The sequence below is a fragment of the Amycolatopsis sp. 195334CR genome, assembly GCF_017309385.1.
Classification (GTDB): domain Bacteria; phylum Actinomycetota; class Actinomycetes; order Mycobacteriales; family Pseudonocardiaceae; genus Amycolatopsis.
This window is the reverse complement of record NZ_JAFJMJ010000001.1, coordinates 4,136,332-4,163,021: the sequence shown is the minus strand read 5'-3', so window position 1 is coordinate 4,163,021 and position 26,690 is coordinate 4,136,332. Positions and strand designations below refer to the sequence as shown.

Below are 26,690 nucleotides of genomic sequence, written 5' to 3'. Positions count from 1 at the left end.
GCTGGTCAGTAGAGCACGTGCTTGCCACCGTCGACGATGACCGCTTCACCGGTCACCAGGTCCATCATCAGCACCCCCAGCACCGCCTGCGCCACGTGCTCGGGCCCGGAGATCTCACGGAGTGGCACGATTTCCCGTTCCGCCCTGGCGCGTTCCTCGAAGGCTTCGGCGCCGTGCAGGCCGGTTTGCCAGCGGGTGGCGACGGTGCCGGGCGCGATCGCGTTCACCCGGACGTGCGGGGCCAGGCTCACCGCGAGGTTGCGGGTCAACTGCAACAGCGCGGCCTTGCTGACGCCGTAGGCCACCGAAGAACCACCCGCCCGGTATCCCGCGATCGAGGCGACGTTGACCACCGCGCCCCTGGCTTCGGTCAGCGCGGGGGCGAAGGCGCGCACGCAGTGGAACGGGCCGAGGAGGTTCACGTCGAGCACCTGGTGCCACACCTGGTCGGTGAGCGAGTCCAGGTCGGGGTGCGGGGCGCGGAAGGTGGTGCCCGCGTTGTTGACCAGCACGTCGACCCGGCCGAACCGGTCGAGCACGCGGCCGGCGAGCGAGCGCACCTGCGCGTCGTCGGCGACGTCGGCCTGCTCGGCCACCGCCTCGCAGCCCCGCGCGGCCAGGTCCGCCACGGTCTGTTCGGCCTCGTCCGCCGAGCGCGAGTAGTTGACCACCACGCCCCGCGTCCCGGCGTCGGCCAGCGCCAGTGCCGTCGCCCGGCCGATCCCGGTGCCGCCACCGGTCACCACGGCCACCGTTCCGTTGAGCCGCACGCCCTAGTTCCTTTCGCCCACCGCCCGGCGCACGGTCTTCCGCACACCGTCCGACCGCAGCCCGTCCAGCGCGTCCGCGATCAGGTCACGGAAGATCCTCGACTCCCGCAGGTCCTCGGGGCAACCCCGCCAGGCGCCGAGCAGGCGGGCGACGTCCGGCGCGGCGGCCAGCGCCCGGCTGTCCTCGTCGAGTTCGGGCGCGCGGCGCAGGAAACTGATCCAGCCGGCGATGCCGAGGCAGATCAGGCGCGGCTCGCGACCGGCGGCCAGCAGTTCGCGCGCGGGTTCGAGCAGGCGCTGCGGCAGTTTGCGCGCGCCCTGCCCGGCGATCTGCTTGAGCCGGTGGTCGATCCGGGGTGTGGCGAGGCGCCGCACGATCCGCTCCGCCTCTTCGACGGCCTCGTTTCCCAGGCTGGGCCCGGTTTCCCCGCGCACGAGCGCGTGGACGTAGCCGGCGAAGTCCTCCTCGTGCACCAGTTCCGCGGTGGTCTCCAGCTCGGCGAGCAGGCCGAGGTAGGCGATCGCGGAGTGGGTTCCGTTGACCAGCCTCAGTTTCCGCGCCTGCGCGGCGGAGATGTCCGGCACGAAGCGGGCGCCGACCCGGTCCCACGCCGGGCGGGGGCCGTCGAACTCCTCGATCACCCACTGCCGGTAGCCCTCCCCGGCCACCGCCGCGCGATCGCTGAGCCCCAGCCGGGTTTCCACCTCGCGCAGGCAGTCCTCGGTGGGCGCGGGCACGATCTGATCGACCACAGTGGACGGAAAGGCGACGTGCCCGTCGATCCAGTCGGCCAGCGCCGGATCGCCAGCCAGTGCGCAGAAATCCCTGACCAATCCCGCCACGAGCTTGCCGTTGTCGAGCAGGTTGTCACAGGAGAGCACGGTGATCGGCGCGTCCTCGCCGCGGGAACGGCGTGCCCGCAAGCCATCCGCGAGCTGCCCGATCACCGTGCGCGGCGCGCGGCCGGCCAGATCCGCGGCCAGCTCCGGATCGTCGCGCCGGAGCCGGTTCGTCGCCGGGTCGTGGCGGTAACCGGCCTCGGTCACGGTGATGGTGACGATCCGGCATTCGCTCGACGCCAGGGCGGAGCGCACTTCGTCCGGGCGCTGGTAGAGCACCTCGCGGACGGCACCGACCATGCGGAAGCGCTCGTTGGCACCGCGTTCGACCACTGTGTACAGACCGTTCTGCGGGTTCAGCCCGTCCGCCGCGCCGGGGCCGCGGTAGCTGACGCCGCGGATCGCCCAGTCACCCGGTTCGACGAGCAGCGCCTGCTCGGTCAGCACCGCCTGGTGCGCGCGGTGGAAGGCACCGGTGCCCAGGTGCAGGATGCCCGCGCCGATGTCCTCGCCCTGCACGCTGTCGAGCAGTTCCGGCCGGCGCTCGCCCAGTGTCCTCCGGCTCAGCCGCGGCACGGCCATCGTGTCACCTATCCGTTCCATCCCGACGAAAGTGCCCAGAGCCGGGCCAGCTCCGGCCCCGGGATCGGCACCCCTTCCGCGACGCGGCGACGGCGGATCAGCTCCTCCGGCTCACCGGGCGCTGGGGAAAGGCTCTCACAGAACGATTCCGCCTGTTCCCGGAAAGTTCCCGGGTCGAGGAAGGCGGCGATGTCCACCGCCATCAGCACGGTGCCGGAATCGCCGTCGTAGCCGGGAAAACCGCGCAGGCCGTGCCCGGAGAGCAAACCACCCACCAGGGTGGCGAAAATTTCGGCGCCGGGCACCGCGGCCTCGTCGAAGACCAGCGGCTGCCTGCCGGTGGCGCGCGGCAGCGCCCACGCCAGCGGGGTGCGCTCGCTGTTGCCGAAGGCGAAGGCGACGAGGCCGGTGTCGGCCAGCGCTCCGACGTATTCGCCGAGCCTGCCCACGTCGTTGCCGTCGCGAATGGCCGCCACCCCGCTGCCGTGGTCGACGGTGAGCAAGCTCAGCTCCCGGACCGCGAAGCCGGCGGCGAGCTGCCCGAAGGCGCGTCGCCCGTGCACCACGACCGCGCCGGGCCGGATGGTTTCCGCCTTCGGGCGGGCCTCCGGATCGATCTCGCCCGCGTGGATCTGCGGGACGTAGCGCAGCAGCCGCCGCACGCCCAGTGCGTCGTGGCCGAGCAGGTTGGACCGGACCAGCGAACCGGCCACGATCGCCGCGTGCCCGGGCGGGGTGCCCGCCACTTCCAGTACGTCCGCGGCCAGCGCGTGCAGTTCACCGGCCGGGAGCACCTGCTCCGGGTTGTCCATACCACCCCGTTCCTCGGCGGTGAACAGCGGGGCTGGCGATTTTGCCAGGTCGGCGGCCGCTTCGGAAGCGGACCATTCCACCGACTGGTCTGTCCTTTGTAGACGGTTCAGCGGGCGCCGGCGATCCGTTCGTGGATCCAGCGCCGGAGGTGGCTGCCGTCCGACGGCACGAAGTGGCGGCGCTTCGAGCCGTCGGAGAGCTTCTCCCCGATGATCACGAAGCGGCCGCCCTCGGTGTCGAACAACTGCACGCCGCCGAGCGCGTCGAGGCGGCCGTCGCGGCCGCGCACCCACAGGTCGAACACCCCGAACCGGCCGATCGGCCAGCTGAAGAAGGCCTGCACCGCGCGGTGTTCGGGCGGTTCGGCCTCCCCGTAGGCGTCGATCAGGTCGCGCGGGTCGATCTCGTCCTCGTCGACCGGTTTGGGGCGCTTGGCCTGCTCGGTCACCGCGATCGGGCGGAGGTTGACCGGGTTCAGCCGGGGCAGGTAGCGCAGCAGGCCGGTGACCAGGTCGTCGGCGTGGCAGGCCTCGAAGGAGATCTGGTCGCCGACCTGGCCGCTGAGCACGCCGGCCAGGTGTTCGGAGACGGCCCGGTAGCGGATGTCGCGCTGGCCCTCCTGCTGGGTGAGGCGGCCGGTGATCAGCACCTCGGGCCGGTACCAGACGCGGAGCAGGTTCTCCACGTCCGGGTCCAGCTTGTCGCCCTTGGCCAGGCGGGCCTCGCGCAGGGTGTGCCAGGCCTCCTCGCGGACGCGCTGCCGTTCGCCGGTGGTCGAGCCGGCGTGGGGCACCTCGAACGGCGGCGGGACCAGCGCGGTGCCGAAGCGCTCACCGAGCACGTCGATCACCTTCGTGGGCAGCCAGAATTCCATCGGCACGGCGGGTTCTCGGACCTCTCGGATCAGGAGCCGATGACCGGCGGCACCGGCTTGGCGCCGTCGAGGCCCTCGGCGGGCTTGGCGTCGAACAACTCGTCGGGGTCCTCGCCCTGCAGGTAGTCGGGGCGCTTCTTGTCCTTGTCCTCTTCCTTGCCCCGGCCGGCGCCCGCGGGCGCGCCGCCCATCCCGGCGCCCGGCTTGCCGCCCGCGGTGGAGGCCGCGGCGGCGGCCCCGCCGCGCATGGTGCCTTCCTTGGGCGGGGGGCCGCCCGAGCCGGAGGACTTGCCCGCCCCGGCGGCCTGCTCGGCGCCCTTGGGGACGCCGCCGGCGGGGGTGCCCCCGAGGCGTCCCGCCGCGCCGGCCGGGCCCTTGGGTGGGCTGTAGGTGCCCCCGCCGGAGACGCGGGCCCCGGCGCTGGGGTTGCCGAACTTCATGCCGGTGGTGGGCTTGGGGGCGCGGTTCTTGTCGGCGCCGAGGTTGCCGAGGTTGCCGCCGCCGACCTGCCCCGCGATGGCGGGCGGGGTCCCCTTGAACCCGCCTCCTGCCGGCGCGTTGCTGGTGACCGGCGCGGGCCCGCCGGGGGTGTACCCGGGCGCGGAGCCAGGGCCGGAGCCGACGTAGCCACCGCCGGGCATCCCACCAGGCATCCCGCCGGTCGGCCCGCCCGGCGCGCTGGTCACCGGCCCAGCTCCGGTCCCGGCGACCGGCGTGCTGGGCTGGCCACCCCCGAGCGTCGGCGGCGCAGCGAACGAGGGCTGGGTGGAGCCGGTCTCGTAGAGGGTGTTGTCCATGGTGTGCATGACCTGGGCGGCCTGCTGGTGGGCGGCCTGGGAGGCTTCTTGTTTGGCGCTCATCTCCTCGAGCGCCTTGACGCCTTGCATGTTGGCGTCGAAGCCGCCGCTCTGGAAGGCCTGCTGGGCCTTGGCCATCTCTTCGGCCTGATTGAAGGGAACGGGCTCGGGCATCGAGTTCTGCGCGTTCATCGCCGCGGCAGACTGCTGTGAATATCTGTTCGAGGCCAGGTCGGCGCCTTGAGCCGTGCCGTCCAACCACTGACCAGTGCTCTTGACGAACCCATGAGCCTTCGCCGCGGCAGGCCCCTGCCAGTTGGCCTCTTCCGCGTTGCTGGCAGCGGCCGCATCCGCAGCCACGGAATTCAACAGGCCAGCCAGGTCACGAAAGATCTTGCCCTGCTCATCAACCGCCGCTGGATCATTTTCGGTGTGCACCATGTTGTAGAGCTCATCGTGAGATGTTCCGAGGTACTCCTGATCGGAGGTGTCGAGGCCCGGCCGGAAGTCCTGCCCTTCCATGAGTACCTGTCCACGGGTGACGGAGTAGGCACTGGCTACGGCCTCTGCCTCACTTCGCGCCGAGAACTCGGCGAAGATGTTTCCTTCGCCACCACCAGCTTGCCTGTACGTCCGATCGTAGACCTCAGACTCATATGTGGCACCGTCGTACTCGCCAGCCATGACCAGATCCTCTACTTGACCTTGGGCAACTGGGGCTCGACGGCCACCGAAACCCTGGAGATGAATTCACAAGCTTCGTCGGTCGTCCCCCGCGACAGCGCGGTGTTCACCATGACCCTGGCTTTTGCCGCCACTTCCAGGTAAACCGTGCAGTCACCACTCGTGCTCGGCAATGATTCCTTGTCCAGCAGGGAGCGCCGCCCGTTCACATCACCACCGAACAGCTTCGACGGGTCTGATTTCACATCGTCGATGCCCTGTTGGTCGTCGAGAACGATGCCCACTGTCCCGTAGCGAGGCTTGTCAGTAATACAGCCCCGCTCCCCACCCGCAGTCTCCTTGCGGGCAGGCGGAAAGCCTTCATTCACGAGTGCCTTGTCAAGAATCTGACACTCCTCCACATCAGCGAATACGTCGGCTTCACCGGAAGGCGTCGGTGCCCCGGAAGGCGGATCTTGGTTCGCTGTCGGCGTGGCATTTCCCGTCTCCGTCGGCGTGCACGCGCCGACAAGGACAAGCGCGGCCGCAGCCGTCAGCAACAAGACCGTACGACGTACTGTGAAGTTCATTCTGAGTCGATCCCCCGGAACTTTTGATCAAACTCGGCATCTTTTTCTTGGTACTTCGATCTAGCGATCTCAATAGCATCACGAAAGTTCTGGAAACCGAGCTTGAGCTCTTCCAGGTTCGGGAGCAACGAAGCGTCGTCACCGTCGGCAACCTTGAGGTCGTGGTCACCGACGCGTTGGGCATATGGACTCATCCCCAGCTTCGGACGCTGCAAGAGCTCATGGAAACGTGCCTGAATGTTGCCGAACCCATCCAAGTATCGATCACACATGTCGAGATAGCGCTGGCCGCCCTCTTCGTTGATGGCGAAGCCACCGTTTCCCGGCCCTGCATCAGCCCAATCTTTGAGCTGTTGGGTGTCCGCCGTGAACTGCTTCACCGACTCCTCGTCGAAGGGATCCACCGCGAACAGGTTGTCGAGGAAGCTGTTGCCGGCGTCGCCGGCGGCGGGGGGTGGGGGCGGGGCGCCACCTTGCTTCTCCGCTTGCGACTGGGTGTCGAAGTTCGCACCACTGGTCATGACCGCGCCTGCCCCTCCCTGAAGACCGTCCCCCGGCGACCGCTTGTGTTCAGCCCAACACGCTAGCAGTCATACCCTGGTGAAGGGAGCGGTTCACCGAACTCACGAGGCCTCCGCGCAGTGGAAAAAGCCTGTTCAGCGAGGGGTCACCCGGTCGGGCGTCAGCCACGTCACTGTACCGGCCCCTTCCGCAGCCCCGAATGGATGCGCGGCTGCATCCCCGCCGCGCGCGCCAGCGACGCGGCTTCCAGGCGGCTGTGCACCTTCAGCTTGCTGAAAATGTTGTGCGTGTGCGTCCGCACCGTGTTGACCGACAGGAACAGCTCCGCCGCGATCTGGCTCCCGCGCTTCCCCTCCACTATCCCCAGCAGCACATCCCGCTCCCGCGCGGACAGCACGTCCAGCGGCCCGTTCGAATCCCGCACCCGCTGCACATCCGCCCGCAACTCCGCCAGGACGAACCCCAGCAGGTCCGGCGAGAAGTACGCCTTCCCGGCACACACCCCGTGCAGCACCGCGACCAGGTGCTCCGTCGAACTGTCCTTGCCGACCCACGCCGTCGCGCCCCAGCGCGCCGCGACCACCGCCTGCACCGGGTCGTGCGACCCCGTCAGCACCACGATCCTGGCGTCGGGGGCGGCCGCGCCCAGGCGGCCGAGGAGGTTCGCGGTGGCCGGCCCCACCGGCTGGATGTCGACGGTGATCACGTGCGGCCGGGACCGGGCCACCGCATCGACCAGGCCCGGGTCGGTGGTCGAGCTCCGCCCGACCACCAGCAGGCCCCCCACGGCGGACAACTTCGCCGCCAGCGCCTCCGCCAGCAACTCCTGATCATCGACAAGAAACGCACGCACCGGATTCACCCGAACACCCTGCGACACCACAGCGTGCTTGTCCTCATCCAGTTGCACGAGAATCACGGACTAGTCTGCCTGGCCGGACCCCGATTCCAGGCCCGACGCGGGGATCTTTAAGCTGGACCGGTAAGCGGTTGAGCAAGCAGCCGCAGCGAGACGCTGCGTGCCGTGCTCCCGCACGTCACCTCGTCAGCCAGCACGCCTGCCGACCGAGGGGAGAACACTCCATGCACCGCCGACGTTTCCCCGCACGCTGAGCGGGGCGGGCAACGCGAGGTGACCACCGAAGACCGAGGCGCCGACGAACTGCGGCGCCGGGTGAAAGAACTCCAGGCGGAACTCGACGGGCTCCGCCGCGCCCTGCGCAGCCGCGCCACCATCGAACAGGCGATGGGCGTGCTCGTGGTGGCGCACCGCTGCACCCCGCAACAGGCCTTCCGCCTGCTGATCCGGTTGTCGCAGCAGCACAACGTGAAACTGCACCGGGTGGCGGACCTGCTCGTCCAGCTCGCCGCGAAGGCGGAGACCCACCAGCTCGAGTCACTGCTCAAGCAGGCCGCGGACGAAGGCACGGAAGAGGCGGGATCCTTGACCGGCGACTTCGAAACCGCCCTCGTGGAGGTGGCCCGTAAACTCGCCGGCGGTTCCCCGGAGGCCGTTTCGGAGCTGCACAAGCTCCTGCTGGACCGAGGCTGGATCCCGCCCTACACCGTGCTGGCGGCGGCGCTGGAGTGACTACCGCGTGGCCCGATCAGGCCACCGGCAACTGCCGCCGCCGCGCGATCGCCTCCCGCCGTTCGCTCTCGTCGAGCCCGCCCCACACGCCGAACGGTTCCTCCACCGTCAGCGCGTGGTGCCTGCACTCCACGATCACCGGGCAGCTCTGACAGATCTGCTTCGCCCTGGCCACCCGATCGGCACGGGCGAACCCGCGCTCCCCGTCCGGGTGGAAGAACATCGAACTGTCGAAGTTCCGGCAATTCCCCTTGCGCTGCCACTCCCAAGTCTCCGCGACGGGCTCGGGGAGCCGAGACGTGTCCGCCATGAAGATCACCTCCGCCATCAAGCTGGGTCGCTGACGGCGTGTTACCCACTTCCCCCGATTGCTACACCTCCGCCCGCGAGCCCGCGTCCGGACGGAGCAACCCCGCCTCGGTCAGCTCGGCCCACAGCCCGGCGGGCACCGGCCGCCGCGCCCTGGCCAGGTTGGCGCTGACCTGGGCCGGGGACTGCGCGCCGAGCAGCACCGAGGTCACCGCGGGGTGCCCGGCGGGCAGCGCGATCGCCGCCTGCGGCAGTTCCACGCCGTGGCGCGCGCAGACCCGGGCGATCCGCTCCGCCCTGGCCACCAGCTCCGGCGGGGCCTCGGCGTAGTCGTACATCGTGCCCGGCGACGGCGTGGCGAGAATGCCGCCGTTGAACACCCCGGCCGCGACCACCGCCACCCCGCGGTCCGCGCACAACGGCAGCAGCTCGTCCAGCGCGGGCTGGTCGAGCAGGGTGTACCGGCCGGCCACCAGCACCACGTCGAGGTCCGCGCGCCGGACGAACTCCGCGGGCATCGCGGCCTGGTTCATGCCGACCCCGACCGCGCCGATCACGCCCTGGTCCCGCAGCTCGGCCAGCGCGGGCACCGCCCCGTCCAGCGCGGCCGCGAAGTGCGCGTCCGGGTCGTGGACGTAGACGACGTCCACCCGATCGAGGCCCAGCCGGGTCAGGCTCGCCTCCAGCGACCGCCGCACGCCGTCCCGGCTGAAGTCCCAGACCCGGCGGTACGCGGCGGGCACGTCGAAGCCCTGGTCGTCGCGGCGCCCGGCGCCGGCGGGATCGGGCACGAGCAGCCTGCCGACCTTGGTGGACACCACGAACTCGGACCGGGGCAGCCCGGCCAGCGCGGCGCCGAGCCGCCGTTCCGACAGCCCGAGGCCGTAGTGCGGCGCGGTGTCGAAGTAGCGGACGCCCTCCACCCAGGCCCGCTCGACGGTCGCGGCGGCGGCCGAGTCGGTGATCGCGGTGTAGAGATTGCCGAGCTGCGCGCAGCCGAGCCCCCACCTGCCGAACTTCACGGCAGCTCCCACACCAGGCCGAGGCCCGAGTCGTTGCCCGAGTAGTCGTCCTCGACGGCGAGCAGCTCGGCCATCCGCGCCTGCCACGCCACGTTCGCCGGGTGCTCGCGCAGCGCGTGCCGCATCGCGGCGTAGTCGTCGGTCTCCACCACGTGGAAGAGGTCGAGGCCGTGGCGCCAGATCCGCCACGAGCGCACCCCGGCGGCCCGCAGCGCCGCGTTCAGCTCGGGCGGGATCGCCGCGTGCACGCGGTCGTACTCCGCTTCCATGCCCGGCTTCAACCGGGTGTGCAGCGCGACGCGCTGGGGGTGGGGTACCGCCATCGGCCGCCTCCTTTCGTGGTTATCTGGGCAGCGAAACATCCGAGGTTTGCACGGATCGAGGGGCGCGCCATGCCGGTCACCGACGAAGCCATCGACAAGATCAAGGGCATGATCATCTCCGGCGAGCTGGCCCCCGGCGACCGGCTGCCGAAGGAGGCGGAGCTGGCCCAGCGCCTCGGCCTGTCCCGTAGTTCGCTGCGCGAGGCGGTCAAGGCGCTGTGCCTGATCCGCGTGCTCGACGTCCGCCAGGGCGACGGCACGTACGTGACCAGCCTCGAACCGAACCTGCTGCTGGACGCGATGACCTTCGTGGTCGACTTCCACCGCGACGACACCGTGCTCGACTTCCTCGCCGTGCGCCGGATCCTCGAGCCCGCGGCGACCGCGCTGGCCGCGCAGCACATGGCCGAGGCCGACATCACCGAGTTGCGCAGGCTGCTCGACGAACTGGAGGACGCGCCGACGGTGGAAGCGCTGGTGGCCAACGACCTCGCCTTCCACCGCAAGATCGCCGACGGGTCCGGCAACCCGGTGCTGTGCTCCCTGCTGGACAGCCTGTCCGGGCCGACCACCCGCGCCCGGATCTGGCGCGGCCTCACCCAGGAGGGCGCGGTCGCGAAGACCAGGGAGCAGCACACCGCCATCTACGAGGCCATCGCCGCCCGCGAGCCGGAACTCGCGCGCTCGTGGGCCACCGTGCACGTGGCCGGGGTGGAGCAGTGGCTGCGCAACGCGCTGGGCACCGCGGAGCACCCCGCCTGAGCGGGTTGGGCGGCCCGCACCGGCTGGAGCACCACCGCCGGGCAGCCTGCCCCATCCGCCCGCACCGGCCGAAGCGCCGCCGCCGGGCGGGCGGCGCCCGGCCCGCTCACGTCTGCGGTTTCCCACCGGTGAACCGCGCGATCATCAGCGCGATCAGGATGATGCCGCCGTAGAGCGCCTGGATCCAAAACGAGGGCACCTGCGCCAGCGTCAGCAGGTTCTCCACCACCGCCAGCAGCAGCACCCCGGTCAGCGCGCCGAACATGGTGCCGCGCCCGCCGTCCAGGGAGATCCCGCCGATCACCGCGGCGGCGAACACGGTGAAGATCATGCCGTCGCCCTGGTTGGCGTTGATCGCGCCGACGTACCCGGTCATCACCAGCCCGCCGAGCGAAGCGAGCGCGCCGGCCACCACGAAGACCAGCCACGAGATCCGGTCGACCCGGATGCCCGCCGCCCGCGCGGCGTCGCGGTTGCCGCCGATCGCGTACAGGGCGCGGCCGACCCGGTGGTACCGCAGCACGAACCCGGTGATCGCGTAGGCCGCCGCGGCCAACCACACCGACGCGGGCAGGCCGAGGAAGGTCTCCGTGGCCAGCGCGAAGAACGCGTCCGGCATCTCGAACAGCGTCTTGCCCTCGGTCAGCCCGACCAGCACGCCCCGCAGCACGATCAGCATCGCCAGCGTCACGATGAACGCGTTGAGCTGCAACTTCACGATCAGGAACCCGTTGAAGGCGCCGATCGCCGCGCCGACCAGCACGATCACCAGCAGCCCGACCGGGGTGGGCAGCTCGGTGCCGAACCCGGCCGCCACCGCCGGGATGACCAGCATGGCGCCGAGCACCGGCGCGATGCCGACGGTCGATTCCAGCGACAGGTCGAACTTGCCGGAGATCAGCACGAGGGACTCGCCGAGCACCACCAGCGCCAGCGCGGCCGACGCGCCGAGAATGCTGATCAGGTTGTCCGCGGTGAGGAACCGGTCGTTGACCAGCCCGCCGACCACCAGCAGCACGCCGAACGCGGGCAGCAGGGCCAGTTCGCGCAGCCGGGGCAGCTGCCGCCGCCGGGACGCCGCCACGGGCGCGGCCTGCTGCCGGGTCGCCGTCTCAGTCATCGCGTTGCACCCCTTCGATGTCGGCCACCAGTTCGCCGTCGGACCAGCCCGCCTGGTGCTCGGCGACCAGCCGCCCGGCCCGCAGCACCAGCACCCGGTCGCTCGGCCGCAGGTCGTCGAGCTCGTCGCTGACGATCAGCACCGCCTTGCCGTCGGCGCGCACCCGGTCGACCACCGCGAGCAGCGCCTCCTTCGACTTCACGTCCACCCCGGCGGTCGGGTTGATCAGCACCAGCACCGCCGGATCGGTGGCCATCGCCCTGGCCAGCACCACCTTCTGCTGGTTGCCACCGGACAGGTCGGCCACCGGCTGGTCCGGCCCGGCCGCCACCACCCTGTAGTCCACAATGGACTTCTCGGTGGCGGTCCGGCGCACGGCGGGTGGTGCGGTGCCCGCGCGGCCGAGCCGGTCGAGCACGGTCATCGTGGCGTTGTCCGCGACGGACAACCCGAGCACCAGCCCCTGGTGGTGCCGATCCCTTGGCACACAACCGATCCCGGCGGCGAGCGCGGCGGCGACGTCCCCGGCAGGCAGCGGTTTTCCGGCCACCCGCACCGAACCGGCGGCCGGGGCACGCAGGCCGTAGACGGTCTCGGCGACCTGGTGCTTGCCGCTGGCGTTGCTCCCGGCCAGGCCGAGCACCTCCCCGCGGCGCAGGCCGAAGGACACGTCCTCGAACGAGTCCCCGGACAGGCCGTCGACCTCCAGCGCGAGCGCGGTTCCCTCGGGCAACGGGTCGCGGGCGGCACCGTCGGCGACCGAGAGGCCGCCCTCCTCACCGGTCATCGCGTCGATCAGCTCGGCGCGGCTGAGCCGGTCGACCGGGGCGGTGAGCACGTGCCGCGCGTCGCGCAGCACGGTCACCGCCTGGCAGACCTCGTGCACCTCCTGCAGGTGGTGCGAGATGTACAGGAAGGTCACCCCGCCGTCCTGCAACTCGCGCATGCGCACGAACAACCGGTCGATCGCCTGGCTGTCCAGTTGCGCGGTCGGCTCGTCGAGCACGATGAACCGGGCGCCGTAGGACAAGGCACGGGCGATCTCCACCAGCTGGCGGTCCTCCACCGAAAGTTCGCCCGCCGTCAGGTCCGGGTCGACCGAGACCCGCCACGACTCCAGCAGTTCCGCCGCCTGCCGCCGCAGTTTCGCCCAGCTGATCACGAACCGGCCGGTGGGCTGGCGGTTGAGGAACAGGTTCTCCGCCACGGTCAGGTGCGGGATGACCGTGGAGTGCTGGTACACGCAGGCGACCCGCGCCCGCCACGCCTCGCGGTCGGCCACCGGCGGCGCCGGTTCGCCACCGAACCCCACCGCGCCGGTGTCCGGTTTGGACAGTCCGGTGAGGATGGAGACCAGGGTGGACTTGCCCGCCCCGTTGCGGCCGACCAGCGCGTGCGACTCGCCCGGCCGCACGGTCAGGCTGACGTCGTGCAGCGCGACCGTCGGCCCGTACCGCTTGCCGACGCCCAGCACGCTCGCGACCGGTGCGCTCACAGCTGGTTGCCCCACAGGCCCTGGTCGTCCACGTTGTCCTTGGTCACCACGGGCGCGGGCAGCTGGTCCTCCAGGATGCCGGGCCGGGTCTCCACGATGGTGCTGCCGTGGTCGGTCGGGCCCGGTTTGAACACCTCACCGGCCATCGCCCGCTTGATGTAGTGCAGGCCGTACCTGGCGTAGTCGTCGGCGGGCTGGGAGACCGTGGCGTCCAGCTCGCCCTTGCGGATCGCTTCCAGCTCCTGCGGGATGCCGTCGTTGCTGACCAGCACCACGTGCTTCGGGTCGCCCACCGGGAAGAAGAGGTTCTTGCGCTGCAACGCCTGCACGGTCGGCGCCAGGTAGGTCCCGCCCGCCTGCATGTACACCGCCTTGACGTCGGGGTTCGAGGTGAGCACACCCTCCAGGCCGGACGCCGCCTTGTCCGCCTTCCACTCCGCCGGGACCTCGAGCACCTGCAGCGCCGGGAACTTGGTCTTCACGCAGTCGCGGAAGGCTTCCGACCGCTCGCGCCCGTTCACCGAGGCGAGATCACCCATGATCTGGACGACCTTGCCCTGGCTGACCTTGCCGCCGATGTGCTCGCACGCCTTGACGCCGTAGGCCTTGTTGTCCGCGCGGACCACGATGGCCACCTTGCCGCCCTCGGGCGCCACGTCCACCGCGACCACCGGCACACCCTTGCGCTCGGCCTGCTCCAGCCCGGCGACCACGGCCGCGGAGTCGAGCGGGGTCACCACCAGCCCCTTGACGCCCTGGTTGAGCAGGTTGTTCAGGTCGGTGATCAGCTTGGTCGGGTCGCTGTTGGCGTTGACCGTCGGCAGCGCTTCGACGCCCTCGCTGGTGGCCATCTGCGGCACGTAGTTGTTGTAGGCCTGCCAGAACGGGGAGGTCAGCAGCGGCACCGTGGCGCCGACCGGGCCGCCCTGCCCGCCGCCGCCCGCCGCCGGCGCGGCACTGTCCTTTGTGGAGCCGCAGGCGGTCGCGGTGAGCAAGAGCACCGCGACCGCCGCCCTGATCAGGTTCTTCGACACCGCATCCTCCTTGATGGGCAGGCGAACGAAAGTCAGTTGACCGGCCCGCGGGGCCGGAGTCCGTACATGCCGCCGTCCACGGCCAGCGCCGTGCCGGTGGTCGAGGCCGCCGCCGGGCCGGCCAGGTAGGCGATGGCGTGCGCGACCTCGTCGGCGGTGACCAGCCTGCCCATCGGCTGGCGCGCGGCGAGCGCGGCGCGTTCGGCCGCCGGATCCGCCGCCGCGTCCAGCAGCCTGCCCACCCAGGGGGTGTCGGCCGTGCCGGGGCACACGCAGTTGACCCGGATCCGGTCCGGCAGGTGGTCGGTGGCCATCGCCAGGGTCAGCGCCAGCACCGCGCCCTTGCTCGCCGAGTACAGCGCGCGGTTGGGCAGGCCCTGCCAGGCGGCGATCGAGCAGGTGTTGACGATGGCCGCGGCGTCGGACCGGCGCAGGTGCGGCAGCGCGGCGCGGCTCACCCTGGCCATGCCGACCACGTTGACGTCGAGCACCCGGTGCCATTCCTCGTCTTCGTTGGCCGCGACGTCGCCCTGCGCGCCGATCCCGGCGTTGTTGACCAGCACGTCGATGCCGCCGTAGCGCTCGGCGACCGCCTCGATCGCGGACCGCACCTGCGCGTCATCGCTGACGTCGCACCGGAAACCGTCGCTGCCGGGGTTCAGGTCGAGCACGGCGACCTTCGCCCCGCGCGAAGCCAGCAGGGCGGCGGCCGCCGCGCCGATGCCCGACGCGCCACCGGTCACCACGGCGACGCGCCCGTCGAACTCAGTCATCGGTTCTCCGTCCATTCGGGACCGTCCGGGAAGCGGAATCGCCGCAGGGTGGCGTCGTGCATCCGGGCCGAGAAGCCCGGCTCCACCGGCGCCAGGTAGCGACCCGCACGCACCCGGGCCGGATCGGTGAAGTGCTCGTGGAGGTGGTCGACCCATTCGATGGACCGGTCGGTCTCGGTGCCCGACACCGCCACGAAGTCGAACATGGCCAGGTGCCGGACCAGCTCGCACAGCCCGACCCCGCCGGCGTGCGGGCAGACCGGCACGCCGAACTTGGCCGCCAGCAACAGGATCGCCACGTTCTCGTTGACCCCGCCGACCCGGCTGGCGTCCAGCTGCAGCACCGAGATCGCGCCGGCCTGCAGCAGTTGCTTGAACACCACGCGGTTCTGCACGTGCTCACCGGTGGCCACCCGGATCGGCGCGATGCGCTCGGCGATCGCCTGGTGCCCGAGGATGTCGTCCGGGGAGGTGGGTTCCTCGATCCAGTACGGGTCGAACGGGGCCAGCGCGCCCATCCAGCGGACCGCGGCGTCGACGTCCCACCGCTGGTTGGCGTCCACCGCGATGCGGACTCCGTCGCCGACCGCCTCCCTGGCCAGCTTCATCCGCCGGATGTCGTCCTCGAGATCACCGCCGACCTTCAGCTTGATCATGTCGAAGCCGTCGTCCACCGCCTGCCTGGCCAGCCGGACGAGCTTCGCGTCGGAGTAACCGAGCCAGCCCGGTGAGGTGGTGTAGGCGCGGTACCCGTTGGCCAGCAGGTGTTCCGTGCGCTGCGCCCGGCCCGGTTCGGCGGCCCGCAGGAGGTCCAGCGCCTCCTGCTCGGTGAGCGCGTCGGTGAGGTACCGGTAGTCGACGAGCCCGGCGATCTCCTCCGGGCTCATCTCCGCCAGGAACCTCCACAGTGGACAGCCCGCGCGCCGGGAAGCCAGGTCCCACGCGGCGTTGACCACCGCGCCGAGCGCCATGTGCGCCACGCCCTTCTCCGGGCCGAGCCACCGCAGCTGCGAATCCCCGACCAGCGCGGCGGACAGCGCGGCCAGCTCGCTCGCGGTCTCGGGCACCGCCTTGCCGACCACGTGCCCTTCGAGCGACTGGATCGCCGCCGCCTGCACGTCGTTGCCGCGGCCGATGGTGAAGGTCAGGCCGTAGCCGTCGGGGCCGCCGTCGGTGTGCAGCACCACGTAGGCCGCCGAATAGTCCGGATCCGGGTTCATCGCGTCCGAGCCGTCCAGCTCCCGCGAGGTCGGGAACCGCACGTCCAGCACTTCCATCCCGGTGATGCGCGCCATCAGGCCTGCTCCACGCGCTGTCGCTGGGTGCCGAGCCCGGCGATCTCCAGTTCCACCACGTCCCCGGCCCGCAGGTACGGCTTGGGTTCGGGCCGGCCGAGCGCGACACCCTCCGGCGTGCCGGTGTTGATCAGGTCGCCGGGCCGCAGCACCATGAACTGGCTGAGGTAGTGCACCACTTCGGCCACCGTGAAGATCATGTCCTTGGTGGTGGACTGCTGGCGCACCACGCCGTTGACGGTCAGCGAGAGCGCGAGGTCCTGCGGGTCGCCGACGTCCTCGGCGGGCACCAGCCACGGTCCGAGCGGGTTGAAGTTCTCGCACGACTTGCCCTTGTCCCAGGTGCCCCCGCGCTCGAACTGGTAGGCGCGTTCCGTTACGTCGTGGGAAATCACGTACCCGGCCACGTGCGCGAGGGCGTCGTCCGGGCGGTCCAGGTAGCGGGCGGTCTTCCCGATCACCACGCCCAGTTCGACCTCCCAGTCGGTGGCCGTGGACCCGCGCGGGACGAGCACGGGGTCGTGTGGTCCGACCACCACGTCGGGTGCCTTCATGAACAGGACCGGTTCGTCCGGGATCGGCGCGCCGGTCTCCTCGGCGTGGCGCCGGTAGTTCAGCCCGACGCAGACCACCTTGCCGGGCCGCGCGATCGGCGGGCCGACGCGCTGACCGGACTCGCTCGCCGAAGGCAGCTCACCCGCTTCGACCGCGGCACGGGCCCGGGAAAGGCCGTCCGCCGCCAGGAAGGCGCCGTCGATGTCGGCGGTGAGCGGGCTGAGGTCGTACAGAACTCCTCCGGCCGAGCGGACAAAGGGCCGTTCGGCACCGGGATCACCGAGGCGCAGCAGCTGCACAGGTCTTCCTTCCTCGAGCAGACATCCGATGTATACCGCACCACGATGGGTCAGATCTAGAGGAGGAGCAGACAAAGCCGCAGATTGATCCGATCAGTTTCCCGACTGCCTGGACGACACCTCAACTCCAGCACGCGGCGGCGAGCGCGGACAAGCCCGCGTTCCGGCAAACCGGTGGCCGGTTCGGGACGAACCGGCTATTTTCGGCCATTCAACCGACTGGGGGTAAAGAAGATGAAGAACACGCTGCGCAGAACGGGTCTCGCCGTGGCGGCCGTGGCCGCGCTGTTCGCCACCGCACCGGTGGCGTCGGCCGGGCAGGCGCCGCCGGTCTACGCGCCGATGAGCCCGTCGAACTGGGATTCCACCCATCCCAACGAGTTGTCCTGCCAGCAGGCCGGGCAGCAGCTCCAGTTCAGCAAGCCGGGACTGACCTTCCGCTGCTTCTGGATGGGCGACCCGCCGCGCTGGGAGCTGTGGGTCAACTACCCGAGGTGATCGCTCAGACGCTGCGCTTGGCCACCGCGCTGACGATGCGCTGGTAGGCCGAGCCCAGCACCCTGGGCATGGCGTCGAGCAGGTAGGCGTCCGGACCGACCAGGATCTTCGCCTGCTCGCGCCCCACCCCGCGGAGAATGGTGCGCGCGGCCGATTCCGGGGTGGTGCCCGCCATGCGGTCGAACCGCTTCGCGGCCGCATCGGCGTCGCCGTCCGGGACCCCGCGCGCGTCACGGGCGATGTTCGTCTTGATGCCGCCGGGGTGCACGCAGCTGACGCCGACGGGGTGCCCGGCGATGCGCATTTCCTGGCGCAGCGCCTCGGTCACCCCGCGCACGGCGAACTTCGTCGCGTTGTACGCCGACTGGGTCGGCACCGCGATCAGGCCGAAGACGCTGGAGATGTTGACCAGGTAGCCGTCGCCGGAGTCGATCAGGTGCGGCAGGAACGCCTTGCTGCCGTGGACCACGCCCCAGAAGTTGATCCCGACGATCCAGTCGAGGTCCTCCCAGCTCATCGAGGCGAAGTCCGCCATCAGCGCCACGCCGGCGTTGTTCACCACCAGGTTCACCCGGTCGAAGTCGGCGCGCACCGCGTCGGCGTGCGCCAGCACGGCTTGGCGGTCGGCCACGTCGAGCACGTAGGACCGCGCTTCGGCACCGGCTTTCTCGCACAGCGCCACCGTGTCCGCCACCCGCGCGCTGTCCACATCGGACAGTGCGAGCCGGGCACCGCGGGCGGCCAGGTTCAGCGCGAGCGCCCGGCCGATGCCCGAGCCCGCACCGGTGATCACCGCGACCTTGCCCGCGAACTGGCGCATGCCGTGCTCCTTTTACGGGATACTGCCGGTACCTGTTACCTGAAGTACTATCCAAGGCATGCCGGAGGGTGTCAACCGGGTCGACGGCCGGTCGGAGCGCTGGCGAGCCCATCGGGTGGCTCGCCGGGCGGAGTTCGTCGACGCGGCGTTCGCGGCGCTGGCCGAGCACGGCCCGCGCGCGGGCATGGCCGAGATCGCCGCGGCCGCCGGAGTGTCGAAACCCCGGCTGTACCGGCACTTCGCGGACAAGGCCGACCTGTTCGGCGCGATCGTGGACCGCACCTCGCGCATGCTCTGGGAACGGCTGGAGCCCGCGCTGACCGAACCGGCGCCGATCCACCAGCGCGTCCGCCAGGCGCTGGCGGCCTACCTGGGCCTGGTCGACGAGCACCCGCAGGTGTTCCGCTTCCTCGGCGCGCGGCGGCGGCTCGAACTCGGCGACGGCGCCGATCCGGTGGCCGAGGACAAGAAGGTGCTCGCGGCGGTGATCGCGACGATCTTCACCGACGAACTGCGGGCGCGGAAGGCGGACAGCGGTGGCGCCGAGGTGTGGGCGCACGGCATCGTCGGGGCGGTCGAGGCCGCCACCGAGTGGTGGTTGGACCGCCGCACGATGAGCCGCGAAAGCCTGACCGAGTACCTGACCGCACTGCTGTGGAGCGCGGTCGACGGCGCACTGCGTACCGAGGGCATCGTGCTCGACCCCGACCAGCCGGTCGCGGTCAGCGAACGGACCCTGCGACTGCTGTCCGAACACGACTGAAAGGGACCCGATGGAGCGCCGGCACGACGTGACCCTGTTCGGCGCCACCGGTTTCACCGGGGCGCTGACCGCCGAGTACCTGGCCCGCCACGCGCCGGAGGGCTTCCGCCTCGCGCTGGCGGGGCGCAACCGCGCGAAGCTGGAGGCCGTGCGCGGCAAGCTGGCCGCGATCCACCCGCGCTGGGCGGAGATGCCGTTGCTGCACGCCGAAATCGGCGACGCCGCGTCGCTCGCCGAGGTGGCCGCGACCAGCCGCGTGGTCGCCACCACGGTCGGCCCGTACCTGACCTACGGCGAACCGCTGGTCGCCGCCTGCGCCGAGCACGGCACGGCCTACGCCGACCTGACCGGCGAACCGGAGTTCGTCGACCGCATGTACCTGCGGTACGACGGCCTCGCGCGGGAAACCGGGGCGCGGCTGGTGCACGCGTGCGGGTTCGACTCGATCCCCTACGACCTCGGCGCGCTCTACACCGTGCAGAAGCTGCCGCGGGACGCGGAAATCGAACTGAAGGGGTACGTCCGCGCCGGGGCGACGTTCTCCGGCGGCACCTTCGCCTCCGCGATCACCGTGTTCTCCCGGTTGTTCGAAATGACGCAGATCGCCAAGCAGCGGGCGCGGGCCGAGGAGCGGCCGACCGGCAGGCGCGCCCGCACGGTCGTCGGAACCCCGCACCGCGACGCGGAAAGCGGCCGGTGGGCGGTGCCGATGACCACCATCGACCCGCAGATCGTCGCGCGGTCGGCGGCCGAGCTGGACGAGTACGGGCCGGACTTCACCTACCGGCAGTTCATGTCGGTCAAGCGGCTGCCGACCGTGGTCGCCGGGGCCGTGGGCCTGGGCGCGGTGTTCGCGCTGGCGCAGCTGCCGCCCGCGCGGAAGGCGCTGATCAAGCTCGTCGGCCCCGGTGGCGGGCCGGACGAGGAGAAGCGGGCGCGGTCGTGGTTCAAGGTGCGCTTCCACGGCAGCGGCGGCGGGCGCCGGGTGGTCACCGAAGTGGCCGGCGGTGACCCCGGGTACGACGAGACGGCCAAGATGCTCGGTGAGTCCGCGATGTGCCTGGCGCTGGACGACCTGCCCGCGGTGTCCGGCCAGCTCACCACCGCCGTGGCAATGGGCGACGCACTGGTGAAACGCCTGGTCGACGCGGGAATCGTGTTCCGGGTGGTGCGGAACTGACCCGGACTGTCGGGGTAACCGCTTAGGCTGACCGGCATGCCCCGACTCACCCGCGCGGAAAGCCAGGCCCGCACCCGCGAGCAGCTGATCGCCGGCGCGAAAGACCTGTTCCTGCGCGAGGGGTACACCGCGACGTCACTGGAGAAGGTGGCCGACGAGGCCGGGTACTCCAAGGGCGCGGTCTACTCGAACTTCCGCAACAAGGACGAGCTGTGCCTGGCCGTGCTCGACGCGATCCACGCCGAGCAGGCCGAACAGCTCTCCGCCTCGCTCGACGGCGTCACCGAGCTGGACGCGATGTTCGACGCCTTCCAGCGCTGGGCCGAGCGCAGCATCGGCGATCAGGCGTGGACCGCGCTGGAGGTGGAGTTCGCCACCAACGTGCGCCGGGATCCGCGCCTGCGCGACGAGCTGGCGATCCGCGACAAGGCCATCCGCGACACCATCACCGGGGTGCTGGCCAAGCACACCGAGGAGTACGGCATCGAGCTGCCGATGCCCGCCGAGGACTGCGCGACCGCGCTGCTCAGCCTGGGCATCGGCCTCGGGGTGCAGCGCGCGATCGACCCGAGCATCCCGGTCGGCGTGCTGACCGAGGTGATGCGGATGTTCGCCGGCAGGTCCTAGGCCCGGCAGGTCACGCCCGCGGTCTCCGCCTAACCCCGCGGTTGCCGCCACGCCAGCAGGTCGTCCGCAGTGCGCGTGTTGATCACCTGGTCGATGCCGACCCCGCACTCCAGTGCGCGTGCGCACCCGTGCGCCTTCCACGCCAGCTGCCCCGGCGCGTGCGCATCGCTGTCGACGGCGAACTCGCAGCCGATCTCCACCGCCTGCTTGAGCAGCCGTTTCGGCGGGTCCAGCCGGTCCACGCGCGAGTTGATCTCCACCGCGACCCCGTTGTCCCGGCAGGCTTCGAACACCTTGACCGCGTCGAACTCCGACTCCGGCCGGTTGCGCCCGGCGACCTTCCGGCCGGTGCAGTGCCCCAGCACGTTGACCCGCGGGTTCGACACCGCCGCCAGCATCCGCGCGGTCATCTCCTTGCGCGCCATCCGCAGCTCGGAGTGCACGCTGGCGACCACGATGTCCAGCTCCCACAGCAGGTCCTCGTCCTGGTCGAGCGCGCCGTCGAGCAGGATGTCCACCTCGATCCCGGTGAGGATCCGGAACGGGGCCAGTTCCTTGTTCAGCTCGGCCACCACCACCAGTTGCTGGGCCAGCCGCTCCGCGGACAGCCCGTTCGCCACGGTCAGTCGCGGGGAGTGATCGGTCAGCACCATCCACTCGTGGCCGAGCGCCCTGGCCGCCTCGGCCATCTCGGCGATCGGGCTGCCGCCGTCCGACCAGTCCGAATGGGTGTGACAGTCACCACGCAACGCGGGCAGCAGGTCACCGCCGTCCGGCAGTTCCGGGGCCTCCTCCGCCTCCACCTTGCGCAGGTACTCGGGCACGTTCCCGGCCAGCACGTCCTCGATCACCGAAGCGGTCGCGGCCCCGATGCCCTTGAGCGCGGTCAGCCTGCCGGTGCGGGCCAGTTCGGCCAGCCGTTCCGGGGTGAGCTTGTCCACCACCGAAGCCGCGTTGCGGAAGGCGCGGACCCGGTAGGTCGGCTCCCCGCGCTTCTCCAGTTCGTAGGCGATGTCTCGCAGTGCCCGGGAGGGTTCCATGCGGTGATTCTGCCGGACCCGCGCCCGTTGCCGGAGCGAGCACGCCCCTCCCACACAAGGGTGAGGCGAAGTCACCATGGTGGAGCCACGTATCTTGTGGTGGACGCCCATGTTTCCGACGGCGCCATCGCGAACAGGAGCGAAGTCTTGCCGCAAGACAGTCAGTGGCCCGGTTCCCGGTCCGAGGAGACCGACGTGTTCCCCGCGGTCTCCGGCAAGCTCGTCGACCCCGAGCAGACCGACGCGTTCGGCACGCAGACCGCGTTCGTGCACCAGGTCGAACCGGAGGACGACGGTTCCGAGCGCAAGCGCAAGCTCAAGCGCGGCGGGCTGATCGCCGGTGCCGTGCTCGGCGCGTTCGTCGTGCTCTACGGCGCCGACCTGCTGATCAACTCCGGGGACGTGCCGCGCGGGGTGACCGTGGCCGGGGTCGACGTCGGCGGCATGAGCCGGGAAAACGCCGAGCAGGAGCTGCGCGGCCAGCTGGAGCCGCGGCTGAACCAGCCGGTCCGGGTCCGCGCCGGCGACGTCGAGCACACCCTCGACCCGCGCGAGACCGGGCTGATCCTGGACTGGCCTGCCACCCTGGACCGCGCCGGCGAGCAGCCGCTGAACCCGTTCGCCCGCATCGCCTCGTTCTTCACCACCCGCGAGACCGGCCTGGCCACCAACGCCGACCAGGCCACGCTGACCCCGGCGATGGAGAACCTGCGCGCCCAGGTCGACCGCGGTCCGGTCGAGGGCACGATCACCTTCGACGGCGCGACGCCGGTCCCGGTGGACCCGAAGCAGGGCCAGGCGCTGGACGTGCCCGCCGCCTCGCAGCTGCTGCTCTCGCAGTGGGCGTCCGGCCAGGTGCTGGAGCTGCCGGTCGGGCTGACCCCGGTGAAGTCCTCGCCGGAGAGCGTGCGGGCGGCGCTGGAGCAGTTCGCCAAGCCCGCGGTGTCGGCGCCGGTGACGGTCAAGGGCGAGGGCAAGGACGCGAAGGTCGCGCCGGACGCCATCGGCAAGACGATCACCTTCGAGGTGGCCGAGGACGGCGCACTGGTCCCGAAGATCGACAACGGCAAGTTCGCCGAAGCCGCGCTGCCGCAGCTCGCCTCCACCGAGAAGGAGGGGCGCGACGCGGAGATCGTCTTCGAGGGCGGCAAGCCCGCGGTGCACCCGTCCGAGGACGGCAAGAAGATCAACTGGGAGCCGACCCTGGTGCCGCTGCCCGAGGTGCTCAAGCAGCCGGAGGTCCGCGAGGTCAAGGCGGTCTACGAGAACAAGCCGGCCAAGGTGACCACCGAGGAGGCGAACAAGCTCGGCATCACCGAGGTGATCGGCGAGTTCACCACGAAGGGTTTCGCGCAGGACTCGGGCGTGAACATCCGCGTGGTCGCGGAGAAGGTCAACGGCGCCATCGTCAAGCCGGGTGACACCTTCAGCCTCAACGGGTTCACCGGCCCGCGCACGAAGGCGCAGGGTTACGTCGAGGCGGGCGTGATCTCCGACGGCGCGCCCGGCCGCGAGGTCGGCGGTGGCATCTCGCAGTTCGCCACCACGCTCTACAACGCCTATTACTTCGCGGGCATGAAGGACGCGGGGCACAAGGAGCACAGCTACTACATCAGCCGGTACCCGCCGGCGCGCGAGGCGACCGTGTTCCAGAACCACAGCGGTGGCAGCGTGATCGACCTGAAGTTCACCAACGACAGCGAGACCGGCGTGGCCATCCAGACCATCTGGAACTCGTCGTCGATCACGGTGAAGCTGTGGGGTACCAAGCGGTACAACGTGGAGTCGGTGCCGGGTGAGCGGCACAACTTCACCGAGCCGCAGGAGAAGCAGGGCCCGGCGGAGAACTGCCAGCCGAGCGCCGGTGCGCAGGGCTTCACCGTGAGCGACACGCGTGTCCTGCGGGACGCCGCCTCGGGCCGCGAGGTCAAGCGGGAGCCGAGGAACGTCAAGTACAACCCGCAGCCGAAGATCGTCTGCCCGGGAGCCTGACCCGAGCCAATGCTATGAGTGGGGCATTACTTGCGGTCAATGCAAGTAATGCCCCACTCATAGCATTCGGGGTCCTCAGAACTGGGCGGTCCAGTGGGCGGTTCGGTCCAGGTAGGCGGTTTCCGCGGCGGCGCCGGTCTGGCCGTAGGCGCCGTCGTAGGTCTGGTAGCCGTGGCCTGACGGGGGCGCCGAGCTGGCTGGTTCCAGGGTCGAACCCTCGTGCCACTCGTTGAACGACGTGATCGACACCCAGTCCGGCTCACCCCCGTTCGCCGGGTCGAGAACCGTCGACCACTGCGTGTCGTAGGTCTTGCCGTTGTCGCGGGCCAGAGTCGGCGTGGTGTTCCCGGGTACGGCCCGGTCGTCGACGTAGCCGGGGCCGATCGACGGCGCCCACACCAGGCCGTTCGCCCGGGCGTAGTCGGCGATTCCCCGCCACCCCACCGGGTTCATCGTGGCGAGCACGTCGTAGGTGTAGATGCCGCCGAAGTGCGTCACCCGGCTCAGGTCGGTGGTCTGCGCGAGCACGATGTTGTTCGCCCGCAACGGTCCGATCGGCGACCAGTCGGCCACCGAGAGGCTGTCGAACACGTAGAACGCGGGCCGGTTGCCGTGGGCGGCGTCGCGGTAGAAGGCCGGGCTCGACCCGTAGCGCTGGTTGATGTACGCGATGTCGTCCACAGTGGACTGCGCGGTCCGGCCGCCGTACGGTTCCAGGTGCCAGGCCACCTTCAGCCCGTACTTCGCCGCGGCCGCCAGCACACCTTCCACCAGACCGTCCTCATAGGACCCACGACCCCACCAGCTGTAGACGAGCGTGCCCACGCCGGCGCGCTGGATCCACGCCATGTGCTGGTCCACCGCGCCGGCGAAGTCACCGGAGTCGTACGGGCCCAGCGACGGGTAGAAGTCCGCGCCGATGTCCTGCGGCGGCTGGTGCCCGCCCTGCGGCCAGTGCCGGTAGGACCCGTGACCCTCCGGGTTGCCGTACCACGGGTAATAGAAGATGTGCGTCTTCTCCGACAGCGCAACGGGTTCCGCTGCGGCGGGCGTGGTGAGCACGGCCAGCGCCATGATCACCGCGAGCAGGATCCTCATCGGGAACCGCCCTCCAGGCGCAACCACACCGCCGTGTCCGCGGGCAGGGCCCCGTCCACCAGCGGCGAACTGGACAACAGCACTTCCCGGTGTTCCGGCAGGGGAACCGGCTCCTCGGCGAAGTTCAGCAAGCAGGCGAACGAACCCCGCTGGAACGCGAGCACACCCGGCGCCTGGTCGAGCCACCGCAGTTCACCCTCCGCGAGTTTCCGCAACCGCAAACCCGATCGATACAACGAGAGCACCGAACCGGGGTCGATCGCCTGCGCTTCGGCGGTGTACGAAGCCCATTCCGACGGTTGCGGCAGCCAGGGCTCCTTCTCCGCGTCCTCCCCGCTGAACCCGAACGGCGGCCGCGCACCGGACCACGGCATCGGCACCCGGCACCCGTCGCGGCCGGGATCGGCGTGGTCACTGCGCTCCCACACCGGGTCCTGTCGCAGCTCGCCGGGAATGTCCTCGATCTCCCACAAACCCAGTTCCTCGCCCTGGTACAGGTAGATCCCGCCGGGCAGCGACATCGCCAGCAACGCCGCCGCCCGCGCCCGCCGGGTGCCGAGTTCGCGGTCCACCGGCGTGCCGTGCAGCCGGTCGGCGAAGCTGAACCCGGTGTCCCCGGCACGCCCGTACCGGGTGACCGGGCGGGTCACGTCGTGGTTCGACAGCACCCACGACGGCGGGGCGCCGACCTCCTCGTGCGACTCCAGCGTCCGGTCGATCACCTCGCGGAACCGGCCGGCGTCCCACGGGCAGACCAGGAAGTCGAAGTTGAACGCGGCGTGCATCTCGTCGTCGCGCAGGTAACGCGCCGACCGCCGCAGGTCCGGCAGCCACATCTCCCCCACCAGCAGGCGCTCGGCCGGGTAGCTCCGCGCGATCCGCCGCCAGGCGCGGTAGATCTCGTGCACGCCCTCCTGGTCGGAGAACGGGGTCTCGTCGCCGGGCTCGACGTCCGGCAGGTCCGGGTCCTTGACCAGGCCGTCGGCCACGTCGATGCGGAAGCCGTCGACACCGCGGTCGAACCAGAACCGCAGGATGTCCTCGAACTCGGCGCGCACCTCCCGGCTCTCCCAGTTCAGGTCCGGCTGCCGCGAGCTGTACAGGTGCAGGTACCACTGGCCGGGCGAGCCGTCCGGCTCGACCACCCGCGTCCAGGCCGAGCCGCCGAAGCGCGAGCGCCAGTTGTTGGGCGGCTCGGCGCCGTCGGGGCCGCGGCCGTCGCGGAACCAGAACCGCTGCCGCTCCGGCGAACCCGGCCCGGCCTCGAGCGCGGCGGTGAACCACCGGTGGGTGTCCGAGCAGTGGTTCGGCACGATGTCGATGATCACCTTGAGGCCGAGCGCGCGGGCCTCGTCGAGCACGCGCTCGGCGTCGGCGAGCGTGCCGAAGGTCGGCTCGATGTCGCGGAAGTCGGCGACGTCGTACCCGCCGTCGTCCATCGGGGACGGGTACCACGGGGTGAACCAGATGGCGTCCACGCCGAGGTCCGCGAGGTAGCCCAGCCGGGCCCGCACCCCGGCGAGGTCGCCGATGCCGTCACCGTCCCCGTCGGCGAAGCTCCGCAGGTAGACCTGGTAGATCGCCGCCTGACGCCACCACTGGGGGGATTCGCTCACTGCAGCACCTTTCTGGTGTCGGGTGCG

General features: G+C 70.8%; 28 protein-coding genes. 7 read left to right on the top strand and 21 right to left on the bottom strand.

From position 1 onward, the window contains the following. Positions 1–5: 5 nt before the first annotated feature. The 8 genes from JYK18_RS20065 to JYK18_RS20030 form a co-directional block, all read right to left on the bottom strand. A complete protein-coding gene (locus JYK18_RS20065; protein ID WP_206803488.1) occupies positions 6–770 on the bottom strand; it encodes an SDR family NAD(P)-dependent oxidoreductase in 765 nt (254 codons plus the stop codon). A 3-nt stretch (positions 771–773) separates the two neighbouring features. Next, complete coding sequence (locus JYK18_RS20060; RefSeq protein ID WP_206803487.1) at positions 774–2,213, bottom strand: mannitol dehydrogenase family protein; 1,440 nt, start codon at positions 2,211–2,213, stop codon at positions 774–776. After that, positions 2,201–3,085 carry an Ldh family oxidoreductase gene (locus tag JYK18_RS20055; RefSeq protein WP_206803486.1) on the bottom strand — a complete coding sequence of 295 codons (885 nt, stop codon included), beginning with the start codon at positions 3,083–3,085 and terminating at the stop codon, positions 2,201–2,203. The genes JYK18_RS20060 and JYK18_RS20055 overlap by 13 nt, the downstream gene beginning before the upstream one ends. A 26-nt stretch (positions 3,086–3,111) precedes the next feature. Then, positions 3,112–3,879 carry an ESX secretion-associated protein EspG gene (locus JYK18_RS20050; RefSeq protein WP_242581573.1) on the bottom strand — a complete coding sequence of 256 codons (768 nt, stop codon included), beginning with the start codon at positions 3,877–3,879 and terminating at the stop codon, positions 3,112–3,114. Between the two features lie 29 nt (positions 3,880–3,908). Beyond that, positions 3,909–5,360 (bottom strand): hypothetical protein, encoded by a 1,452-nt coding sequence (locus JYK18_RS20045; RefSeq protein WP_206803484.1) that lies wholly within the window; start codon positions 5,358–5,360, stop codon positions 3,909–3,911. An 11-nt stretch (positions 5,361–5,371) separates the two neighbouring features. Further along, a complete protein-coding gene (locus JYK18_RS20040; protein WP_206803483.1) occupies positions 5,372–5,929 on the bottom strand; it encodes a DUF3558 family protein in 558 nt (185 codons plus the stop codon). Next, positions 5,926–6,450: a hypothetical protein gene (locus tag JYK18_RS20035; RefSeq protein ID WP_206803482.1), complete on the bottom strand. Its 525-nt coding sequence runs from the start codon at positions 6,448–6,450 to the stop codon at positions 5,926–5,928. The genes JYK18_RS20040 and JYK18_RS20035 overlap by 4 nt, the downstream gene beginning before the upstream one ends. Before the next feature lie 170 nt (positions 6,451–6,620). Beyond that, positions 6,621–7,304, bottom strand: coding sequence for a response regulator transcription factor (locus JYK18_RS20030; RefSeq protein ID WP_307795960.1), 684 nt, complete (start codon positions 7,302–7,304; stop codon positions 6,621–6,623). A 279-nt stretch (positions 7,305–7,583) separates the two neighbouring features. Between JYK18_RS20030 and JYK18_RS20025 the strand changes: the two genes are divergently transcribed. Further along, a complete protein-coding gene (locus JYK18_RS20025) occupies positions 7,584–8,042 on the top strand; it encodes an ANTAR domain-containing protein (RefSeq protein WP_206803480.1) in 459 nt (152 codons plus the stop codon). Between the two features lie 16 nt (positions 8,043–8,058). On the opposite strand, the gene JYK18_RS20020 is transcribed toward JYK18_RS20025, so the two are convergent. From JYK18_RS20020 to JYK18_RS20010, 3 genes are all read right to left on the bottom strand, one after another. After that, complete coding sequence (locus JYK18_RS20020; protein WP_113698167.1) at positions 8,059–8,352, bottom strand: WhiB family transcriptional regulator; 294 nt, start codon at positions 8,350–8,352, stop codon at positions 8,059–8,061. Positions 8,353–8,413: 61 nt separating this feature from the next. Then, positions 8,414–9,373 (bottom strand): aldo/keto reductase, encoded by a 960-nt coding sequence (locus tag JYK18_RS20015; RefSeq protein WP_206803479.1) that lies wholly within the window; start codon positions 9,371–9,373, stop codon positions 8,414–8,416. Next, positions 9,370–9,696 (bottom strand): L-rhamnose mutarotase, encoded by a 327-nt coding sequence (locus JYK18_RS20010; RefSeq protein WP_206803478.1) that lies wholly within the window; start codon positions 9,694–9,696, stop codon positions 9,370–9,372. The genes JYK18_RS20015 and JYK18_RS20010 overlap by 4 nt, the downstream gene beginning before the upstream one ends. A gap of 69 nt (positions 9,697–9,765) precedes the next feature. Here JYK18_RS20010 and JYK18_RS20005 point away from each other — a divergent pair, with 69 nt between their 5' ends. After that, entirely contained in the window at positions 9,766–10,458 is a 693-nt protein-coding gene (locus tag JYK18_RS20005) for a FadR/GntR family transcriptional regulator (RefSeq protein WP_206803477.1), read from the top strand. A gap of 106 nt (positions 10,459–10,564) precedes the next feature. On the opposite strand, the gene JYK18_RS20000 is transcribed toward JYK18_RS20005, so the two are convergent. Genes JYK18_RS20000 through JYK18_RS19975 form a run of 6 tightly spaced genes read right to left on the bottom strand, consistent with a single transcriptional unit; the run spans position 10,565 to position 17,029 of the window. Continuing rightward, positions 10,565–11,578, bottom strand: a complete 1,014-nt coding sequence (locus tag JYK18_RS20000; protein ID WP_206803476.1) for an ABC transporter permease — start codon at positions 11,576–11,578, stop codon at positions 10,565–10,567. Next, positions 11,571–13,073, bottom strand: coding sequence for a sugar ABC transporter ATP-binding protein (locus tag JYK18_RS19995; protein ID WP_206803475.1), 1,503 nt, complete (start codon positions 13,071–13,073; stop codon positions 11,571–11,573). The genes JYK18_RS20000 and JYK18_RS19995 overlap by 8 nt, the downstream gene beginning before the upstream one ends. Further along, on the bottom strand, positions 13,070–14,107 hold the full coding sequence (locus tag JYK18_RS19990; RefSeq protein WP_206803474.1) for a sugar ABC transporter substrate-binding protein: 1,038 nt from the start codon (positions 14,105–14,107) through the stop codon (positions 13,070–13,072). Before JYK18_RS19990 ends, JYK18_RS19995 begins: the two co-directional genes overlap by 4 nt. A 32-nt stretch (positions 14,108–14,139) precedes the next feature. Then, positions 14,140–14,880, bottom strand: a complete 741-nt coding sequence (locus JYK18_RS19985) for an SDR family NAD(P)-dependent oxidoreductase (RefSeq protein ID WP_206803473.1) — start codon at positions 14,878–14,880, stop codon at positions 14,140–14,142. Next, positions 14,877–16,175 (bottom strand): enolase C-terminal domain-like protein, encoded by a 1,299-nt coding sequence (locus JYK18_RS19980; RefSeq protein WP_206803472.1) that lies wholly within the window; start codon positions 16,173–16,175, stop codon positions 14,877–14,879. Before JYK18_RS19980 ends, JYK18_RS19985 begins: the two co-directional genes overlap by 4 nt. Beyond that, positions 16,175–17,029, bottom strand: a complete 855-nt coding sequence (locus JYK18_RS19975; protein WP_206803471.1) for a fumarylacetoacetate hydrolase family protein — start codon at positions 17,027–17,029, stop codon at positions 16,175–16,177. The genes JYK18_RS19980 and JYK18_RS19975 overlap by 1 nt, the downstream gene beginning before the upstream one ends. Positions 17,030–17,263: 234 nt before the next feature. On the opposite strand from JYK18_RS19975, the gene JYK18_RS19970 reads away from it, so the two are divergent. After that, on the top strand, positions 17,264–17,527 hold the full coding sequence (locus JYK18_RS19970; protein WP_206803470.1) for a hypothetical protein: 264 nt from the start codon (positions 17,264–17,266) through the stop codon (positions 17,525–17,527). A 4-nt stretch (positions 17,528–17,531) separates the two neighbouring features. Here JYK18_RS19970 and JYK18_RS19965 read toward each other — a convergent pair whose 3' ends face one another. Further along, the gene (locus JYK18_RS19965) at positions 17,532–18,347 is read right to left on the bottom strand and encodes an SDR family oxidoreductase (RefSeq protein ID WP_206803469.1); all 816 of its coding nucleotides are present in this window, start codon (positions 18,345–18,347) and stop codon (positions 17,532–17,534) included. A 58-nt stretch (positions 18,348–18,405) separates the two neighbouring features. Here JYK18_RS19965 and JYK18_RS19960 point away from each other — a divergent pair, with 58 nt between their 5' ends. Genes JYK18_RS19960 through JYK18_RS19950 form a run of 3 tightly spaced genes read left to right on the top strand, consistent with a single transcriptional unit; the run spans position 18,406 to position 20,917 of the window. Next, entirely contained in the window at positions 18,406–19,110 is a 705-nt protein-coding gene (locus JYK18_RS19960) for a TetR family transcriptional regulator (RefSeq protein WP_206803468.1), read from the top strand. Between the two features lie 10 nt (positions 19,111–19,120). Beyond that, positions 19,121–20,290: a trans-acting enoyl reductase family protein gene (locus JYK18_RS19955; RefSeq protein WP_206803467.1), complete on the top strand. Its 1,170-nt coding sequence runs from the start codon at positions 19,121–19,123 to the stop codon at positions 20,288–20,290. Between the two features lie 36 nt (positions 20,291–20,326). Continuing rightward, on the top strand, positions 20,327–20,917 hold the full coding sequence (locus JYK18_RS19950) for a TetR/AcrR family transcriptional regulator (protein WP_206803466.1): 591 nt from the start codon (positions 20,327–20,329) through the stop codon (positions 20,915–20,917). Between the two features lie 29 nt (positions 20,918–20,946). On the opposite strand, the gene JYK18_RS19945 is transcribed toward JYK18_RS19950, so the two are convergent. Next, a complete protein-coding gene (locus JYK18_RS19945) occupies positions 20,947–21,957 on the bottom strand; it encodes a PHP domain-containing protein (RefSeq protein WP_206803465.1) in 1,011 nt (336 codons plus the stop codon). 147 nt (positions 21,958–22,104) lie between these two features. On the opposite strand from JYK18_RS19945, the gene JYK18_RS19940 reads away from it, so the two are divergent. Further along, positions 22,105–23,949: a VanW family protein gene (locus JYK18_RS19940; protein WP_206803464.1), complete on the top strand. Its 1,845-nt coding sequence runs from the start codon at positions 22,105–22,107 to the stop codon at positions 23,947–23,949. A gap of 75 nt (positions 23,950–24,024) precedes the next feature. Here JYK18_RS19940 and JYK18_RS19935 read toward each other — a convergent pair whose 3' ends face one another. Together JYK18_RS19935 and JYK18_RS19930 are read right to left on the bottom strand one after the other, a co-directional pair. Then, positions 24,025–25,047, bottom strand: coding sequence for a glycoside hydrolase family 99 protein (locus JYK18_RS19935; RefSeq protein ID WP_206803463.1), 1,023 nt, complete (start codon positions 25,045–25,047; stop codon positions 24,025–24,027). Beyond that, the gene (locus tag JYK18_RS19930) at positions 25,044–26,663 is read right to left on the bottom strand and encodes an alpha-amylase family glycosyl hydrolase (protein WP_206803462.1); all 1,620 of its coding nucleotides are present in this window, start codon (positions 26,661–26,663) and stop codon (positions 25,044–25,046) included. Before JYK18_RS19930 ends, JYK18_RS19935 begins: the two co-directional genes overlap by 4 nt. Between the last annotated feature and the right edge of the window lie 27 nt (positions 26,664–26,690).

What these genes read in the sequence shown, in the direction of transcription:
- JYK18_RS20060 (WP_206803487.1), bottom strand. Translation starts at nt 2,213, where the DNA reads ATGGAACGGATAGGTGACACGATGGCCGTGCCGCGGCTGAGCCGGAGG.
- JYK18_RS20050 (WP_242581573.1), bottom strand. Translation starts at nt 3,879, where the DNA reads ATGGAATTCTGGCTGCCCACGAAGGTGATCGACGTGCTCGGTGAGCGC.
- JYK18_RS20045 (WP_206803484.1), bottom strand. Translation starts at nt 5,360, where the DNA reads ATGGCTGGCGAGTACGACGGTGCCACATATGAGTCTGAGGTCTACGAT.
- JYK18_RS20040 (WP_206803483.1), bottom strand. Translation starts at nt 5,929, where the DNA reads ATGAACTTCACAGTACGTCGTACGGTCTTGTTGCTGACGGCTGCGGCC.
- JYK18_RS20035 (WP_206803482.1), bottom strand. Translation starts at nt 6,450, where the DNA reads ATGACCAGTGGTGCGAACTTCGACACCCAGTCGCAAGCGGAGAAGCAA.
- JYK18_RS20020 (WP_113698167.1), bottom strand. Translation starts at nt 8,352, where the DNA reads ATGGCGGACACGTCTCGGCTCCCCGAGCCCGTCGCGGAGACTTGGGAG.
- JYK18_RS20010 (WP_206803478.1), bottom strand. Translation starts at nt 9,696, where the DNA reads ATGGCGGTACCCCACCCCCAGCGCGTCGCGCTGCACACCCGGTTGAAG.
- JYK18_RS20005 (WP_206803477.1), top strand. Translation starts at nt 9,766, where the DNA reads ATGCCGGTCACCGACGAAGCCATCGACAAGATCAAGGGCATGATCATC.
- JYK18_RS20000 (WP_206803476.1), bottom strand. Translation starts at nt 11,578, where the DNA reads ATGACTGAGACGGCGACCCGGCAGCAGGCCGCGCCCGTGGCGGCGTCC.
- JYK18_RS19985 (WP_206803473.1), bottom strand. Translation starts at nt 14,880, where the DNA reads ATGACTGAGTTCGACGGGCGCGTCGCCGTGGTGACCGGTGGCGCGTCG.
- JYK18_RS19980 (WP_206803472.1), bottom strand. Translation starts at nt 16,175, where the DNA reads ATGGCGCGCATCACCGGGATGGAAGTGCTGGACGTGCGGTTCCCGACC.
- JYK18_RS19970 (WP_206803470.1), top strand. Translation starts at nt 17,264, where the DNA reads ATGAAGAACACGCTGCGCAGAACGGGTCTCGCCGTGGCGGCCGTGGCC.
- JYK18_RS19965 (WP_206803469.1), bottom strand. Translation starts at nt 18,347, where the DNA reads ATGCGCCAGTTCGCGGGCAAGGTCGCGGTGATCACCGGTGCGGGCTCG.
- JYK18_RS19960 (WP_206803468.1), top strand. Translation starts at nt 18,406, where the DNA reads ATGCCGGAGGGTGTCAACCGGGTCGACGGCCGGTCGGAGCGCTGGCGA.
- JYK18_RS19955 (WP_206803467.1), top strand. Translation starts at nt 19,121, where the DNA reads ATGGAGCGCCGGCACGACGTGACCCTGTTCGGCGCCACCGGTTTCACC.
- JYK18_RS19950 (WP_206803466.1), top strand. Translation starts at nt 20,327, where the DNA reads ATGCCCCGACTCACCCGCGCGGAAAGCCAGGCCCGCACCCGCGAGCAG.
- JYK18_RS19945 (WP_206803465.1), bottom strand. Translation starts at nt 21,957, where the DNA reads ATGGAACCCTCCCGGGCACTGCGAGACATCGCCTACGAACTGGAGAAG.
- JYK18_RS19935 (WP_206803463.1), bottom strand. Translation starts at nt 25,047, where the DNA reads ATGAGGATCCTGCTCGCGGTGATCATGGCGCTGGCCGTGCTCACCACG.